Raw genomic sequence first — 15,579 nt, forward strand, 5'->3', positions numbered from 1 at the left:
ACTTTATTTATATGTCTGATTCTCTCTCGCACCTACTTCTTCATCGTATCAATAATATGAACAATTTTCCAACTGTTCTCTTCTTTAACCAATGTAAAAGAATTAACACCCTTATGACTCAATTTTCCATTTACATAAAACTCATAAGGCGTCCAAACATGTGCTAAATGTGTATCAATTTTAATTTCATAGTTAACTATTTTTTCTAAAAAAACAACAGTATCTGGAATTGAAACTATAGTATTTAAAAAATCATCATAGTTTTCTAGTTTCATTTTTGATTTGTTTTCATTTGAAACAATAGTACTTAAAACTATTTTATCATGAGCCATTTTTCTCAATTGTAGCGTATCCTTAACATGAAAAGCATCGAAAAAATCTTCAACAACCTTCTTTACTGCCTTTTCTTGTGAAAACGTTTGAAAAAAAGTAATAAAGCTAAAGAGAATGAATAGATATTTCTTCTTGACTTCAAAAATAAAACACATCATCTATTTCCTGTTTTAGAATAGTAAGGTAAAAGTAAATAATCAATATTTTCATCAAGTAATATAGTATACAATTTCATTTTTGAAGGAATTTTTTTAATCGTAGAAGAATTCCCAGTATACCATGATATTTTCTTCAAATTTGGAAAATTCTTTTTAACAATTGAATAGTCATTAGAATTGAATGAAATATAATCTGTAGGATATTTATTGATGTTATCATTAATAGCTGAGATAAAAAATAAGATACTATCCTCTTTTTTTGTATGTAAATGGGGAGGTAGATAATATGATGTTAAGTACCCTTCATCCTTAATGTTTTTTATAAACTCAGGTGAAGTTGTTTCTACTATTATTCTATTTTTATCAATAGCTAATTTATCAACTATAGAGTTTAATTCTAATAAAGCGTTATCCTTATTAAATTTGGATAGATTTTTAAAATCCAACCAATAAACATTACTTTTCAATTCATTTGAATTAGCTAAATACTCTTTAAGATTTAATTTTATACTTACAGCTGGTGGATGGTTAATATCAAAATAAGAAGTAACTGAATCATAAACTACGTCAAGTTCAACTCCTATAAAGTTATTTTTTACTTCATTCAACTTTTCAATACTATTAACCCTATGGATCATTATTTTATCCTTGAATATAAATGAAATCATTGAATTCGAACATAAAACAAATAAAATAATTCCTAAAAAAAATATTACAAAAGTCACATATATATATTTATTCTTTAAAAAAATCATCATATGTCAAGTTATTAAATATAATACGTTTAGTAAATTTACTTTCTTTATTTAAAATACTTTTAGAAGTATCAAGCTTTTTAAATTTTAAAGTAGCTAAATCGGCTATTGTAAAAATAAGGTTTTCAGTAGAATAACTTCTATTAACATCAAAAATCAAACTATTCTCTTCTCTCTTTTTCTTTTCGGACAACCATAAAACAAAAGGTATATCATACATTGATTTCGTTCCTTTTGTTTCTGTATGACCTGAAAAATCTATATGCTCATAAACCTCTTCACCATGATCTGAAATACATAAAACTGCAGATTTATTATTTGCTTTTTTTACTAAATCAATAATACTAAACCAAATATAATCTTGATACAAAACTGCATTATCATAAGCATTAATAGCTTTTTTAGCAGTTTCAGATTCAAATTTTGTAATTGGATTATCTTTAAATTTATCAAATGATTTTGGATATCTATCTTCGTACATTAAATGAGTTCCCATTAAATGTAGTACTATTAATTTTTTCTTTTTTTTCTCTTCTAATACTTTCCTGAATGACTCTAGTAATACTTCATCATATGGTGATTTACCATTAGAGATATTAAAGAAAAATTTTTCTTCAGAGCTATTAGCGATTCCTGCTATAAAATTATTCCAAATTCCAGTTGGATTCTGATTAGATATCCAATATGTACTGAAGCCTGCTTGATTAAATAATTGCAAAAAATTACCTTGATATTTTAAATCTAAATTTTCTGTAGTTCCTAATGTTAATACTTTCTCTAATGATGTTAAAGTATGAGTATTAGGCGAAATAACATCTTTATACACAAACAACTCATTAGAAATAGATTTAAGCAAAGGTGTTGTTTGTCTATAATATCCATAAATCCCCATGTGATTTCTAGTCGTAGATTCTCCAATAACCAAAACGTAAACTTCATTAATTGTATCTTTTTTTTGTAACACATCATTAAAGCAATTACTTTTTTCTTTGAATTTCATTGCATCATATGCTGCGATTTCATGATTATAATCAATAAATGCACTTGCTACAACCATTGGAAAAAAGCTTTTATTTAACGGAGGAATAAAAAGAGCACAAAAAGAACTTAGAATTAAGAATTTGAAAACGCTATTATTCTTAAATTTTATTAAGAAAAAATTTAAAAAAACAATCTTCCTTTTTAATAAAAAAAACATAAAAAACAAATATATCATTAACAAACTTAAAGTAATAAAATAAAGCTTACTACTCCCATATTGTTTAGTAAACGAACTTATTTCAGATGCATTAGATTCAAAAAAAATAAAAATACTTGAACTTGTAAAATAACTTTTAAATAAAACCAAATAAATTGTTTCAATAAACGCAAATAAATACAAGAAAAAGAGCATTAATAATATATATATTCTTTTATTTAAATATAAAGTTGAAAAAATAAAAATTATACTAGAAAAAACAAAATTTTCAAATATATCTGTTTCAAAATGCAAACGATTAACAAAAAAAGGTAGTAAAAAAGTTAATGTTGCAGGGTAATAATACACAAAAAATATTAAAATAAAAGATTTTAAGTTAGTTCTTTCTTTTTCTATCATAATAACAAATATATAACTTTTAAAGAAATTTATACATCACAGAACATACTATTTCTATAGAATTTATTAGTTTTACAGTCTAATATAATTATCTATGTCTGTAGCTAAAAAAGATTACAAAAGAATTACTACTAAGAGCCTTGTTGAAATGAAAGAAAATGGAGAGAAAATTTCCATGCTAACAGCTTATGATTATACAATGGCTAAAATTGTAGATTCTTCTGGTGTTGACGTAATTCTTGTTGGTGATTCTGCAAGTAATGTAATGGCTGGGCACGAAACTACTTTACCAATCACATTGGATCAAATGATTTATCATGCTTCTGCTGTTGTTAGAGCAGCTCAAAGAGCCTTGATAGTAGTTGATTTACCTTTTGGTTCGTACCAATCTGATCCGAAAGAAGCTTTACGTTCTGCTATTCGTATTATGAAAGAAAGTGGTGGACATGCTGTGAAGTTAGAAGGTGGTAAAGAAATTAAAGAGAGTATTAAGCGTATTTTAAACGCTGGAATACCTGTTATGGGACACTTAGGTCTAACACCTCAATCAATATACAAATTCGGTACATATACTGTAAGAGCAAAAGAAGAAGAAGAAGCAGAAAAACTAATTGAAGATGCAAAAATGCTAGAAAGAGTGGGTTGTTTCGCATTAGTTTTAGAAAAAATACCTGCTGCATTAGCACAAAAAGTTGCTGAGAGTATTTCGATTCCAGTAATTGGTATTGGTGCAGGAAATGGTGTTGACGGTCAAGTTCTTGTGTTACATGATATGATTGGAATGACACACGAGTTTAGTCCGCGTTTCCTTAGAAGATACATGAATTTATACGAAGACATGACTATGGCAATTGGTCAATATGTCTCAGATGTTAAAACCGTTGATTTTCCTAACGAGAACGAACAATACTAATTTTTACTATTAGATAGTACTCTATTTTTAATAATGGCAGAGAAAATAATTTCTACTAAAGATAATCTTCAAGTTCTTCATGAAGACAATCATATTATTGTAATCAACAAACGAGTTGGAGATATTGTTCAAGGGGACAAAACCGGAGACAAACCTTTATCTGAGGTTGTAAAAGAATATATTAAAGAAAAATACAATAAACCAGGAGAAGTTTTCCTTGGCGTAATTCATCGTTTAGACCGACCAACCACTGGTATAATCGTTTTTGCTAAGACTTCTAAAGCTTTGACTCGTTTAAACGAAAGTTTTAAAAATAGAGAAACACAGAAAACATATTGGGCTGTTATAAAAAATAATCCTCCAAAAAATAATGATATCTTAATTCATTATTTAAAAAGGAATCCAAAAAACAATACTTCTAAAGCGCATACAAAAGAAGTACCTGAGAGTAAAAAGGCTAGTTTAGAATATGCAATAATTAAAAAGCTAGATAATTATTTAGTCTTAGAGATCCAATTGCACACAGGAAGGCATCATCAAATTAGAGCTCAATTATCTGCAATTGGTTGCCCTATAAAGGGTGATTTAAAATATGGTTTTGACAGAAGTAACCCTGATGGAGGAATCCATCTTCATGCAAGACAATTAATACTTAATCATCCTGTTACCAAAGAAGTTTTAAAAATTATTGCCCCAACACCTAAAGAGGTGATTTGGAATGCTATTTCTTAACTAAGAGAAGATAAAGAGTTAATGACAAAAACAAGCCTAGAATAATATTATTCTAGGCTTGTTTTTTATCATACTATATTAAAGTTTTTAATTTAAAGTGACTTTAATCATTACATCTTCTTTTTTCTTTTTATAAACTTCAAACATAAAAGAATTTTGACTCGTTTGAAAAACTCTACTCACAGCAAATTGATGCATTTGAAAATCTTCTATTTCTCGTCCGTTTAAAATTGAGGATTTACTAAGACTACCATCGCTATCTGAAACTTTAACTGCCGTTAAATACCCACCCATTCCATCTCTATGTCCTGCTGGTGTTTCATCTATTGGCAAATCAATATTTTTAACGTTATCTAAAAAAACTAGATAATGATAATCATTAGAATTACAATATTTAAATGACATCCCTCCTATACCCATACCTCCAGTTTGAGATTTTGGTATTTTTTTCATCCATTTTAAATCCTTATCAACTCCTATTTTTGTAATAAATATATCGTTATAATGAAAACTAGTAGATGTTCTAGTTGACCCATCTGCTCTCATTGATGTTCTAGTTACTATAAAATCTTGTTCACCAATAAGTACCAAACTTCCATCGTCATTAATTATTATATTTTTTAATTCTAAATTTGGAATCTTAGCTTCAATTCCTTTTTCTTCTTTCTTTTCATTTCTCTTCTTTGTTTTTTTACTTTCATATTGATTTATTAATTCAATAGGAATACTATGAAATGTTTCATCATAAATCTTTCCATTTCGGTCAATTTTAAAAGCTAAAACACCATCACTATCGCTTAACTCTTCTCCTTTACCATTACTAAAATAACCACCACAAACTAAAAAATCATTTGAAGAATCAAACATCCATAATTTGTTTACGAACTTATCTTTATTATCGAATTTAGAAATTTCAATATCACTTGACCCATTTTTAATATAAAATAATTCTAAATGATAGTTCGCAAATTCATCTTTGTTTCTTTTTTTATCATCGTTACTGTCGTCATGATATACTTTTACAAGAAGATACATATTTCCTTCATTATCTAATTGATAGTCTAGATTATCCATTCTTCTTTCCGTATATGGCATTTTTATCTCTCTTTCAGAAACTTTATTTAAATTTTCATCGAAAGCGACTAAACCAATAACGTTATAACTTTTTTTATCATTCTTAATCTCTGGTTTTTTTACATATTGCACCAACATTTTACTTTTATCATGAGACAACATAAAATCGAATTTATCTTGAGTCCCATTAATCATTCCTCTTAAACTTCCTCCAAAAAAATGAAAACTACTTCCTCCAGTAAGTTTACCATCAATAATGACAATTGGTTTATGAGTTGTAGAAAGTACACCTTTTTCAAAATCTAATGCTACCGAAAATAATTGTTCCTGATCATCTTTACCATTCCACGAAGAATAAAACACATAAACATTATCTCCAAATTCTAAAACACTTTCAATCCTATAGTTTTTAGGAAAAAAATCTTCCTGTAATGTACTTTTAATAAAAGAAGGTTTATCATTGTTAAATTTCTGAATAAAAATATCTCTCTTATAAAACTTCAAAGAAACTGATTCATTTCCTTTAGAAAAATAGTATTTACTCGGCGCATCAATAACTTTATACGGTGCACTAATGCCGTAAGAATAGTCAGGAGATAAAGATTTCTGACAGAAAGCAAGCGTAGAACTAATTAAGAACGTTGCCAATAAAATTGTTTTTTTCATTTTGAAAATTATAGATATAAATTGTTTTTTTTTTAATTTATTATAATTAATAAATTATTGTGTTAGGAATTTCACCTAATAATTAATTTCTAAAGGAATTAAATAAATATCATTTGTAGTAAAAATCCTTTTTTTACGTTTTTAATATTCTAGCAAAGATTTTAATTCTACCTCAAAACGAATTTTAGGCAAATATTGGTCTTCTAACGCTTTTACAAAAGGAATAGCACTTTCAATACTTGCCACTCTTTTTACAGGAGCATCTAAATATTCAAAACAATTTTCCATAATCATAGCCGAAATATCACTTCCAATACTTCCAAACAATGAATCTTCTTGCAATATAATCACACGATTAGTTTTCTTAACAGAAGTATAAATTGTATCCCAATCTAAAGGCTGTAAACTTCTTAAATCAATCAAATCTGCACTAATATCTGGATTATTTGTCAATGTTTCTAATGCCCAATGTACACCTGCTCCAAAAGAAATAATTGTTACTGCACTACCTTCTTTCAAAAGTGCAGCTTTCCCTAACGGAATTGTATAATAATCTTTTGGTACATCTTGATAAACACTTCTATATAGCTGTTTATGCTCAAAGAACATCACAGGATTTGGATCGTTAATTGCTGTATTCAACAACCCTTTTGCATCATAAGGAAACGCTGGATAAACCACTTTTAATCCTGGAGTTTTAGTAAACCATGCTTCATTAGTTTGCGAATGAAAAGGACCTGCTTGAGTTCCGCCACCACAAGGCATACGAACCACAACATCAGCTTTTTCATTCCAACGATAGTGTTGTTTCGCTAATAAATTTACAATTGGATTGAACCCAGTAGAAACAAAATCAGCAAATTGCATTTCTACAACTGCTTTATAACCATTAATAGAAAGACCGTTTGCAGCAGAAACTACAGCACTTTCACAAATTGGCGTGTTTCTAACTCTTTCTTTTCCAAATGCATCTACAAAACCATCTGTTATTTTAAATGCTCCACCATATTCTGCAATATCTTGCCCCATTATAACAAGATTTTCGTGTTTTTCCATAGATTGACGTAATCCATTTGAAATTGCATCTATAACACGAATATTTTCTTTTTCTTCTGAAGGCTCAAATACTTCATGTATATATGGCATATACATATCATCAAGTTCTTCTTGTAAGTCTGCCTCAACATCTGGTTCCGATTGTGTCAAAGCCCAATGTTCGTCAATTTCAGTTTTTATTTTTGACTTGATTAATTCATCATCTTCTTCATTAATAACATAAGTTCTTAATAAATAGTCTTTAAAATTAGAAATTGGATCTTTTTCTGCCCACATATCCATTAAGTCTTGTGGTACATATTTAGTTCCACTTGCCTCTTCATGACCACGCATTCTAAAAGTTTTAAACTCTAATAATACTGGTCTTGGGTTTTCAATCATTGAAGCTTTTAGTTGTGAAACCAAATTATATACTTCTAAAATATTATTTCCATCAACAATATGACTTTCCATTCCATAACCTACACCCTTATCTGCTATATTTTCACAACGATATTGCTCATTAGTAGGTGTGGAAAGACCATAGCCATTATTTTCAATTACAAATAAAACAGGTAAATCCCAAACGGATGCAATGTTTAAAGCTTCATGGAAATCACCTTCAGAAGTTGCTCCTTCACCAGTAAAAACAGCCGTTACTTTACCATTTTTTTTTAATTTATTAGCCAAGGCAATTCCGTCCGCTACTCCCATTTGAGGTCCCAAATGAGAAATCATTCCAATAATATTATATTCTTGAGTTCCAAAATGAAAACTTCTATCTCTTCCCTTTGTAAATCCAGTTTTTTTACCTTGCCATTGTGAAAACAAACGATGTAATGGAATCTCTCTAGTGGTAAAAACACCTAAGTTTCTATGCATAGGTAAAATGTATTCATCTTTATCTAGAACAGATGTTATACCTACAGAAATTGCTTCTTGACCAATTCCAGAAAACCATTTAGAAACTTTACCCTGACGAAGGAGAATTAACATTTTTTCTTCTATCATCCTAGGCTTTAAAAGTTTTTTATATAAATCTAAAAGGTCTCTGTTGCTTAAATCTTTTCTATCGAAATTCATACAAGTGTTGTCTTTAATTGAGTACCAAAAATAAGAAAAATAACATTTTATAAGTTGAATGTTACAAAAAAAAATTAATAAAATTTTACAACTTAAATTCTGATTGTTAATAACTTTCATAATTTCAATTAAAAATATTTATTTACTTTTGTTTTATGTAGGCGTTTAGCCTATTGTAAGTTATTAACAATAATGTAATATAATGCAAAAAATTCCAAGTGTTGACTTACGTGATTTCCTGTCGGATGATCCGACACGTAAACAAAAATTTGTAAATGAAATCGGAAAAGCCTACGAAGAAATCGGATTCGTAGCATTAAAAGGTCATTTCTTAGATGACAAATTAGTAGAGGATTTATATTCTGAAGTAAGAAACTTTTTCTCGTTACCTCTTGAAACCAAATCAAAATACGAAATTCCTGGTATTGGAGGACAAAGAGGTTATGTTTCTTTCGGAAAAGAACATGCAAAAGGTCGTTCAGCTGGTGATTTAAAAGAATTTTGGCATTTTGGTCAATATGTTTCTGAAGGTTCAAAATACGAAAATGAATATCCAGAAAATGTACAAGTTAGCGAGCTCCTTAAGTTCAATGCTGTAGGTAAAGAAGCATATCAATTAATAGAAAAAACAGGTATATATGTACTTAGAGCTTTAGCATTATATATAGGTCTTGATGAATTCTATTTTGATAAATATATAAAAGACGGAAATAGTATTTTAAGACCTATCCATTACCCTCCTATTACAGATGAGCCTAAAGATGGTGCTGTTCGTGCAGCTGCTCATGGTGATATTAATTTAATTACTTTATTAATGGGAGCTCAAGGAAAAGGACTTCAGGTTCAGAATCATAATGGAGATTGGATTGATGCCATGGCAGAACCAGATGAATTAATGATTAATGTTGGAGATATGTTATCTAGGCATACTAATAATAAATTAAAATCAACTATACATCAAGTAGTTAATCCTCCAAGAGAATTATGGGGATCTTCTCGATTCTCAATTCCTTTCTTTATGCATCCAGTTAGTGAAATGTCTCTAAACTGCTTACCTGAATGTGTTGATGAAAATAATCCAAAAGGATTTGAAGACATTACTGCAGGTGAATTTTTACATGAAAGATTAGTGGAATTAGGACTAATTAAAAAATAATTGTAAATTTATATTTTCAAATTTAAGGCATTGAGTTCATCTCGATGTCTTTTTTGATTTTAAAACCTTATGAAAATTAGAATATAAATAAAACTATTCCTCCAAAAGAATTGTTTTTTTTTTAGAATCAAGTAAAATATAAATTAGAATGAGTTTAGAAGATCAATTAAAAAAATTGTTTCCAGAACATGAAGTTTCCAACGAGCCAGAAGAAACTGAAGAAAAAGAACACGAGTTATTTGTTCAAAAAGAGCCAATGATTTGTAAATATGAAAAAAGAAAAGGAAAACCAACAACTATAATTGTCGGATACGAAGGAATAGATGAAGATTTTAAACTATTAGCTAAAGAAATTAAAAATAAATTTGCTGTTGGAGGAAGCTTTAAAGATGGTGAAATTATTATTCAAGGTGATTATAGAGACAAAATAATGAAATATTTACAAGAAAAAGGATTTAAAACGAAACGTGTTGGTGGATAAAAATAGATTCATTTATATGCTTAAACAATTTTAATACTTAAACTAAAAATGAGATTATATTGTAATCTCACAAAGATATTATGATAAAGAATTCAGAATTAATATTAAATCCAGATGGTAGTTTATACCATATCAATTTAAAACCAGAAAACATAGCTAACGATATCATTTTTGTAGGCGATCAAGAAAGAGTAGAAAAGATAACAAATCGTTTTGAATCTATTGAATTTACTACACAAAAGCGTGAATTTAAAACCCAAACAGGTATCTATAAAGGAAAGCGTTTGACAGTGATTTCTACAGGAATAGGTCCAGACAATATAGATATTGTTTTAAATGAGTTAGATGCATTAGTAAACATTGATTTAGATACGCGTAAGCCAAAAAATCAATTAACAGCATTAAATATAGTTAGAATTGGCACATCTGGGTCGCTACAAAAAGACATTCCAGTTGATAGCTTAGTAATGAGTGAATATGCAATTGGTTTAGACAATATGCTACGATCCTATTTGATAGATGAAGTCAGTGAAAAAGACATTGAAGATGCTTTTATTGAACAAACAAATTGGGATTTAAGAAAGGGACGGCCCTATGTAATTAAATGTAGTGATATATTAGCTAATAAAATATTTAGCACTGATAAAATGCATAAAGGATTTACTGGTACAGCTGGAGGATTTTACGGTCCACAAGGACGTGTTTTACGATTAGATATTCAAGACCAAAAACTGAATTCTAAAATGGATAATTTTAATTTTAATGGGACGCGAATGACAAACCTAGAGATGGAAACAGCTGCTATATATGGTTTAGGAAAACTGTTAGGTCATAATTGTTTGTCATTAAATGCAATCATTGCTAACAGAGCTACGGGTGATTTTAGTACAGATCCTTATCAAACTGTTGAAAATCTAATTGATTACACTTTAGAAAAATTGATATTATAACACCAACTAATGAAATTTAGATTTGCTAGACATACTAATAATTTAGAAAATATAAAATCCTTTTACATTAATGTATTGGGTTTTGAATTATTAGGAGAATTTAAAAATCATGCTGGATATAATGGCATTTTTATAGGTAAACCTAATTTAGATTGGCATTTAGAATTTACAGTATCTGATGATGAAATAATTCATTCATTTAATGAAGATGATATTCTTGTTTTCTATCCAGAAACAGCTGAAGATTATAAATTAAATATTGAAAACATTCAAAAGCAGAATATTTGTTTCATAAATGCTAAAAACCCTTATTGGGATGAGAATGGAAAAATGATATTAGATCCAGATGGTTATAGAATTGTAATCTCAAATTCGAAATTAAAAACAAGTTTTTAAAATAAATTATGATAGTAGAACTAAAAAAGTTTGAAATATTATTAGATAAATTAGAAAATTCTCATTCAATAGATTCAATTGAAGATTTTGGAGATAAATCATCCGAAGATAAATGGTCTAAAAAAGAAATATTAGGCCATTTAATTGATTCTGCAATCTATAATATTCAACGTTTTACGGAAATACAATATTCTGAATTACCATATATTATAAAAGCTTATAAACAAGATGAGTTAGTAATATTAAATGATTATCAAAATAAAAACAATCAAGAGTTATATTCTTTATGGCTACAACTTAACAAACATGTTTTACATATTGTAAAAAAACAAACATCTGAAACACTTGATTATCAAATCATTTTATCTAATGGAGGACTATCCAATTTACGCTTATTAATAGAAGACTATTTCGATCATCTTTATCATCATTTACATCAAATAAATTCAGAATGATTTTAATTAATAGTCTATTATTTTAAAATACAATTTAGCGTACTTAGATCTCACTATTTCACTGAATCTAGAGTCAGAGATCTTCCATTATAAATACGCTTATCACTTAACAGAGTGAATTTTTCCTACTCCACAAGTTTTCGGATTGATCCAATTATCTCACAATTCTAAAAAAAAGATACAATAAAAAACCCTAATCAGTATGATTAGGGTTTTTAAAAGAAAGGCGGCGACATACTCTCCCACAGGATTGCAGTACCATCTGCGCAGGTGGGCTTAACTTCTCTGTTCGGAATGGGAAGAGGTGAGCCCCACCGCAATAACCACCTTAAATGATCTAATTGCTTTGGGCAATTAATTGCAATAAACATTTGTTTTTCAAAATGAATATGTGCAATAATATCTTAACATATTGAGACAAGAAAATATATTTATTATTCTATAGAAAGTGCATCCCTGCTCCTTGCGGAGCAGGAAATTCGTACATAAGCTTACGGGTTATTAGTACTACTTGACTATGACATTACTGCCTTTACATCTATAGCCTATCAACGTGGTCATCTTCCACGACCCTTAAAAGAAATCTCATCTTATGGTGGGTTTCGCGCTTATATGCTTTCAGCGCTTATCCCTTCCAAACGTAGCTACTCTGCAGTGCTCCTGGCGGAACAACAGATACACCAGAGGTTTGTCCAATTCGGTCCTCTCGTACTAGAATCAGATCCATTCAAATTTCTAACGCCCACAGTAGATAGAGACCGAACTGTCTCACGACGTTCTGAACCCAGCTCGCGTGCCACTTTAATGGGCGAACAGCCCAACCCTTGGGACCTTCTCCAGCCCCAGGATGTGACGAGCCGACATCGAGGTGCCAAACCCCCCCGTCGATATGAGCTCTTGGGGGAGATCAGCCTGTTATCCCCGGCGTACCTTTTATCCTTTGAGCGATGGCCCTTCCATGCGGAACCACCGGATCACTATGCTCTACTTTCGTACCTGATCGACCTGTATGTCTCTCAGTCAAGCTCCCTTATACCATTGCACTCTACGCACGGTTACCAAGCGTGCTGAGGGAACCTTTAGAAGCCTCCGTTACTCTTTTGGAGGCGACCACCCCAGTCAAACTACCCACCAAACAATGTCCCCCACTTAAGCGGGGTTAGGCCTCAGACAAGCAAAGGGTGGTATTTCAACAATGACTCCACAACGCCTAGCGACGCCACTTCAAAGTCTCCCACCTATCCTACACATCACGTGTCCAAGGTCAATATTAAGCTATAGTAAAGGTGCACAGGGTCTTTTCGTCCCACTGCGGGTAAGCGGCATCTTCACCGCTACTACAATTTCACCGAGCTCATGGCTGAGACAGTGTCCAGATCGTTACACCATTCGTGCAGGTCGGAACTTACCCGACAAGGAATTTCGCTACCTTAGGACCGTTATAGTTACGGCCGCCGTTTACTGGGGCTTCAATTCAATGCTTCTCCGAAGATAACATCTCCTCTTAACCTTCCAGCACCGGGCAGGTGTCAGGCCCTATACTTCATCTTACGATTTTGCAGAGCCCTGTGTTTTTGATAAACAGTCGCCTGGACCTTTTCACTGCGGCCAGCATTGCTGCTGGCGACCTTTCTCCCGAAGTTACAGGTCTATTTTGCCTAATTCCTTAGCCATGAATCTCTCGAGCACCTTAGGATTCTCTCCTCAACTACCTGTGTCGGTTTACGGTACGGGTACTTATAATCTAAGTTTAGAAACTTTTCTTGGAAGCCCTTAGGCACACTATCCCTTTGTCCGAAGACTCCGAGTACTATCGTATTTCGCCATTCTCTACGGATTTGCCTATAGAGAATATAGCTAGGTACTTCAACGAACTATTCCGTCAGTTCGTGGTGCTTTCATCACTCCGTCATTCCATCACAATTATAAGTAGTACGGGAATATTAACCCGTTATCCATCGACTGTTCCTTTCGGATTCGCCTTAGGACCCGACTAACCCACAGCTGATTAGCATAGCTGTGGAAACCTTAGTTTTTCGGTGTGCGGGTTTCTCGCCCGCATTATCGTTACTTATGCCTACATTTTCTTTTCTAAACAGTCCAGCAATACTCACATATCACCTTCGACCCAGTTTAGAATGCTCCCCTACCACTTGTAATATTTTACAAATCCATAGCTTCGGTAGTATACTTATGCCCGATTATTATCCATGCTCGTCCGCTCGACTAGTGAGCTGTTACGCACTCTTTAAATGAATGGCTGCTTCCAAGCCAACATCCTAGCTGTCTATGCAGACAAACCGCGTTATTTCAACTTAGCATACATTTGGGGACCTTAGCTGATGGTCTGGGTTCTTTCCCTCTCGGACATGGACCTTAGCACCCATGCCCTCACTGATGAAAATCATTATATAGCATTCGGAGTTTGTCAGGAATTGGTAGGTGGTGAAACCCCCGCATCCAATCAGTAGCTCTACCTCTATATAACTATTTCAGCGCTGCACCTAAATGCATTTCGGGGAGTACGAGCTATTTCCGAGTTTGATTGGCCTTTCACCCCTACCCACAGGTCATCCCAAGACTTTTCAACGTCAACGGGTTCGGACCTCCACTTTGGGTTAACAAAGCTTCATCCTGCCCATGGGTAGATCACACGGTTTCGCGTCTACCATTACTGACTAAAGCGCCCTATTCAGACTCGCTTTCGCTACGGATCCGTGGCTTAACCACTTATCCTTGCCAGCAACGGTAACTCGTAGGCTCATTATGCAAAAGGCACGCCGTCACCCCACGAAAGGGCTCCGACCGCTTGTAAGCGTATGGTTTCAGGATCTATTTCACTCCGTTATTCACGGTTCTTTTCACCTTTCCCTCACGGTACTGGTTCACTATCGGTCTCTCAGGAGTATTTAGCCTTACCGGATGGTCCCGGCAGATTCACACAGGGTTTCACGTGCCCCGCGCTACTCAGGATACTGCTATCTATATCTTCTCTTACCTATACAGGACTATCACCTTCTTTGGTTAACCTTTCCAGGTTATTCTAATTCAATCCGCATAGAATATCGCAGTCCTACAACCCCAGTATTGCCGTAACAACACTGGTTTGGGCTAATCCGCGTTCGCTCGCCACTACTTACGGAATCACTTTTGTTTTCTTCTCCTCCGCCTACTTAGATGTTTCAGTTCAGCGGGTTTACTCTCCCGTAGGAGTACTATGTCTTCAACATAGTGGGTTGCCCCATTCGGATATCTACGGATCAATTCGTGTGTGCCAATCCCCGTAGCTTTTCGCAGCTTATCACGTCCTTCATCGCCTCTGAGAGCCTAGGCATTCCCCATACGCCCTTATTTTGCTTATTGTACTTTTATTTAAATGTTATACGAATATAACACCCAAAATTTGTGCTTTCTATTATATTTTTATATTTTTCTTTTCTCAATATGTCAATGAACTTGTGGCTTTTTAAGCCGTGGTGGAGAATATCGGAGTCGAACCGATGACCTCCTGCGTGCAAGGCAGGCGCTCTAGCCAGCTGAGCTAATCCCCCATTTTTAGCGCTAAGTTAACAGTTCTTCAGTTAACAGTACTTAAAACGGCTTCACTCAACCTCTAAAATTTCCTTTTAATAAAACTTTCCCAAAATAGTAGTCCCGGGCAGACTCGAACTGCCGACCCCTACATTATCAGTGTAGTACTCTAACCAGCTGAGCTACGAGACTCTGTTTCTTTAAGTTTTATTATATTATTTGAACTAACAGCGAGAATAAAAACAAATCTACAAATTCTAAAAT

The 15,579-nt window shown here is 32.3% G+C and carries 12 protein-coding genes, 2 tRNA genes and 2 rRNA genes; 7 read left to right on the forward strand and 9 right to left on the reverse strand.

The features are described from left to right. Positions 1-32 precede the first annotated feature (32 nt). The 3 genes from L2Z92_RS19145 to L2Z92_RS19155 all read right to left on the reverse strand — a co-directional run bounded on the left by L2Z92_RS19145 (position 33) and on the right by L2Z92_RS19155 (position 2,303). Positions 33-491 (reverse strand): nuclear transport factor 2 family protein, encoded by a 459-nt coding sequence (locus tag L2Z92_RS19145; protein ID WP_236456315.1) that lies wholly within the window; start codon positions 489-491, stop codon positions 33-35. Further along, positions 488-1,129: an FAM151 family protein gene (locus L2Z92_RS19150; protein ID WP_236456317.1), complete on the reverse strand. Its 642-nt coding sequence runs from the start codon at positions 1,127-1,129 to the stop codon at positions 488-490. Before L2Z92_RS19150 ends, L2Z92_RS19145 begins: the two co-directional genes overlap by 4 nt. A 97-nt stretch (positions 1,130-1,226) precedes the next feature. Next, positions 1,227-2,303, reverse strand: a complete 1,077-nt coding sequence (locus L2Z92_RS19155) for a phosphoethanolamine transferase (RefSeq protein ID WP_236456318.1) — start codon at positions 2,301-2,303, stop codon at positions 1,227-1,229. 634 nt (positions 2,304-2,937) lie between these two features. On the opposite strand from L2Z92_RS19155, the gene panB reads away from it, so the two are divergent. Next, the gene (gene panB / locus L2Z92_RS19160) at positions 2,938-3,756 is read left to right on the forward strand and encodes a 3-methyl-2-oxobutanoate hydroxymethyltransferase (protein WP_236456320.1); all 819 of its coding nucleotides are present in this window, start codon (positions 2,938-2,940) and stop codon (positions 3,754-3,756) included. 33 nt (positions 3,757-3,789) lie between these two features. After that, complete coding sequence (locus tag L2Z92_RS19165) at positions 3,790-4,488, forward strand: RluA family pseudouridine synthase (protein WP_236456321.1); 699 nt, start codon at positions 3,790-3,792, stop codon at positions 4,486-4,488. An 87-nt stretch (positions 4,489-4,575) separates the two neighbouring features. Here L2Z92_RS19165 and L2Z92_RS19170 read toward each other — a convergent pair whose 3' ends face one another. Further along, positions 4,576-6,228: a hypothetical protein gene (locus L2Z92_RS19170; protein ID WP_236456322.1), complete on the reverse strand. Its 1,653-nt coding sequence runs from the start codon at positions 6,226-6,228 to the stop codon at positions 4,576-4,578. Positions 6,229-6,369: 141 nt separating this feature from the next. Next, the gene (locus L2Z92_RS19175) at positions 6,370-8,346 is read right to left on the reverse strand and encodes an alpha-ketoacid dehydrogenase subunit alpha/beta (RefSeq protein ID WP_236456323.1); all 1,977 of its coding nucleotides are present in this window, start codon (positions 8,344-8,346) and stop codon (positions 6,370-6,372) included. Positions 8,347-8,548: 202 nt separating this feature from the next. Here L2Z92_RS19175 and L2Z92_RS19180 point away from each other — a divergent pair, with 202 nt between their 5' ends. From L2Z92_RS19180 to L2Z92_RS19200, 5 genes are all read left to right on the forward strand, one after another. Continuing rightward, the gene (locus L2Z92_RS19180; RefSeq protein ID WP_236456324.1) at positions 8,549-9,502 is read left to right on the forward strand and encodes an isopenicillin N synthase family dioxygenase; all 954 of its coding nucleotides are present in this window, start codon (positions 8,549-8,551) and stop codon (positions 9,500-9,502) included. A gap of 148 nt (positions 9,503-9,650) precedes the next feature. After that, entirely contained in the window at positions 9,651-9,983 is a 333-nt protein-coding gene (locus L2Z92_RS19185) for a translation initiation factor (RefSeq protein ID WP_236456325.1), read from the forward strand. 80 nt (positions 9,984-10,063) lie between these two features. After that, the gene (locus L2Z92_RS19190) at positions 10,064-10,933 is read left to right on the forward strand and encodes a nucleoside phosphorylase (RefSeq protein WP_236456326.1); all 870 of its coding nucleotides are present in this window, start codon (positions 10,064-10,066) and stop codon (positions 10,931-10,933) included. A gap of 9 nt (positions 10,934-10,942) precedes the next feature. After that, positions 10,943-11,329, forward strand: a complete 387-nt coding sequence (locus L2Z92_RS19195; RefSeq protein ID WP_236456327.1) for a VOC family protein — start codon at positions 10,943-10,945, stop codon at positions 11,327-11,329. Between the two features lie 8 nt (positions 11,330-11,337). After that, positions 11,338-11,784 (forward strand): DinB family protein, encoded by a 447-nt coding sequence (locus tag L2Z92_RS19200; protein ID WP_236456328.1) that lies wholly within the window; start codon positions 11,338-11,340, stop codon positions 11,782-11,784. Between the two features lie 221 nt (positions 11,785-12,005). Here the strand turns inward: L2Z92_RS19200 and rrf are convergent. The 4 genes from rrf to L2Z92_RS19220 form a co-directional block, all read right to left on the reverse strand. Then, positions 12,006-12,115: ribosomal RNA gene (gene rrf / locus L2Z92_RS19205) — 5S ribosomal RNA — on the reverse strand. Between the two features lie 150 nt (positions 12,116-12,265). Beyond that, a 23S ribosomal RNA gene (locus L2Z92_RS19210) occupies positions 12,266-15,147 on the reverse strand. A 111-nt stretch (positions 15,148-15,258) separates the two neighbouring features. Then, a tRNA-Ala gene (locus tag L2Z92_RS19215) sits at positions 15,259-15,335 on the reverse strand. A 98-nt stretch (positions 15,336-15,433) separates the two neighbouring features. Continuing rightward, positions 15,434-15,507: transfer RNA gene (locus L2Z92_RS19220), tRNA-Ile, on the reverse strand. Positions 15,508-15,579 lie beyond the last annotated feature (72 nt).

This window comes from Flavobacterium jumunjinense (genome assembly GCF_021650975.2).
GTDB lineage: Bacteria > Bacteroidota > Bacteroidia > Flavobacteriales > Flavobacteriaceae > Flavobacterium > Flavobacterium jumunjinense.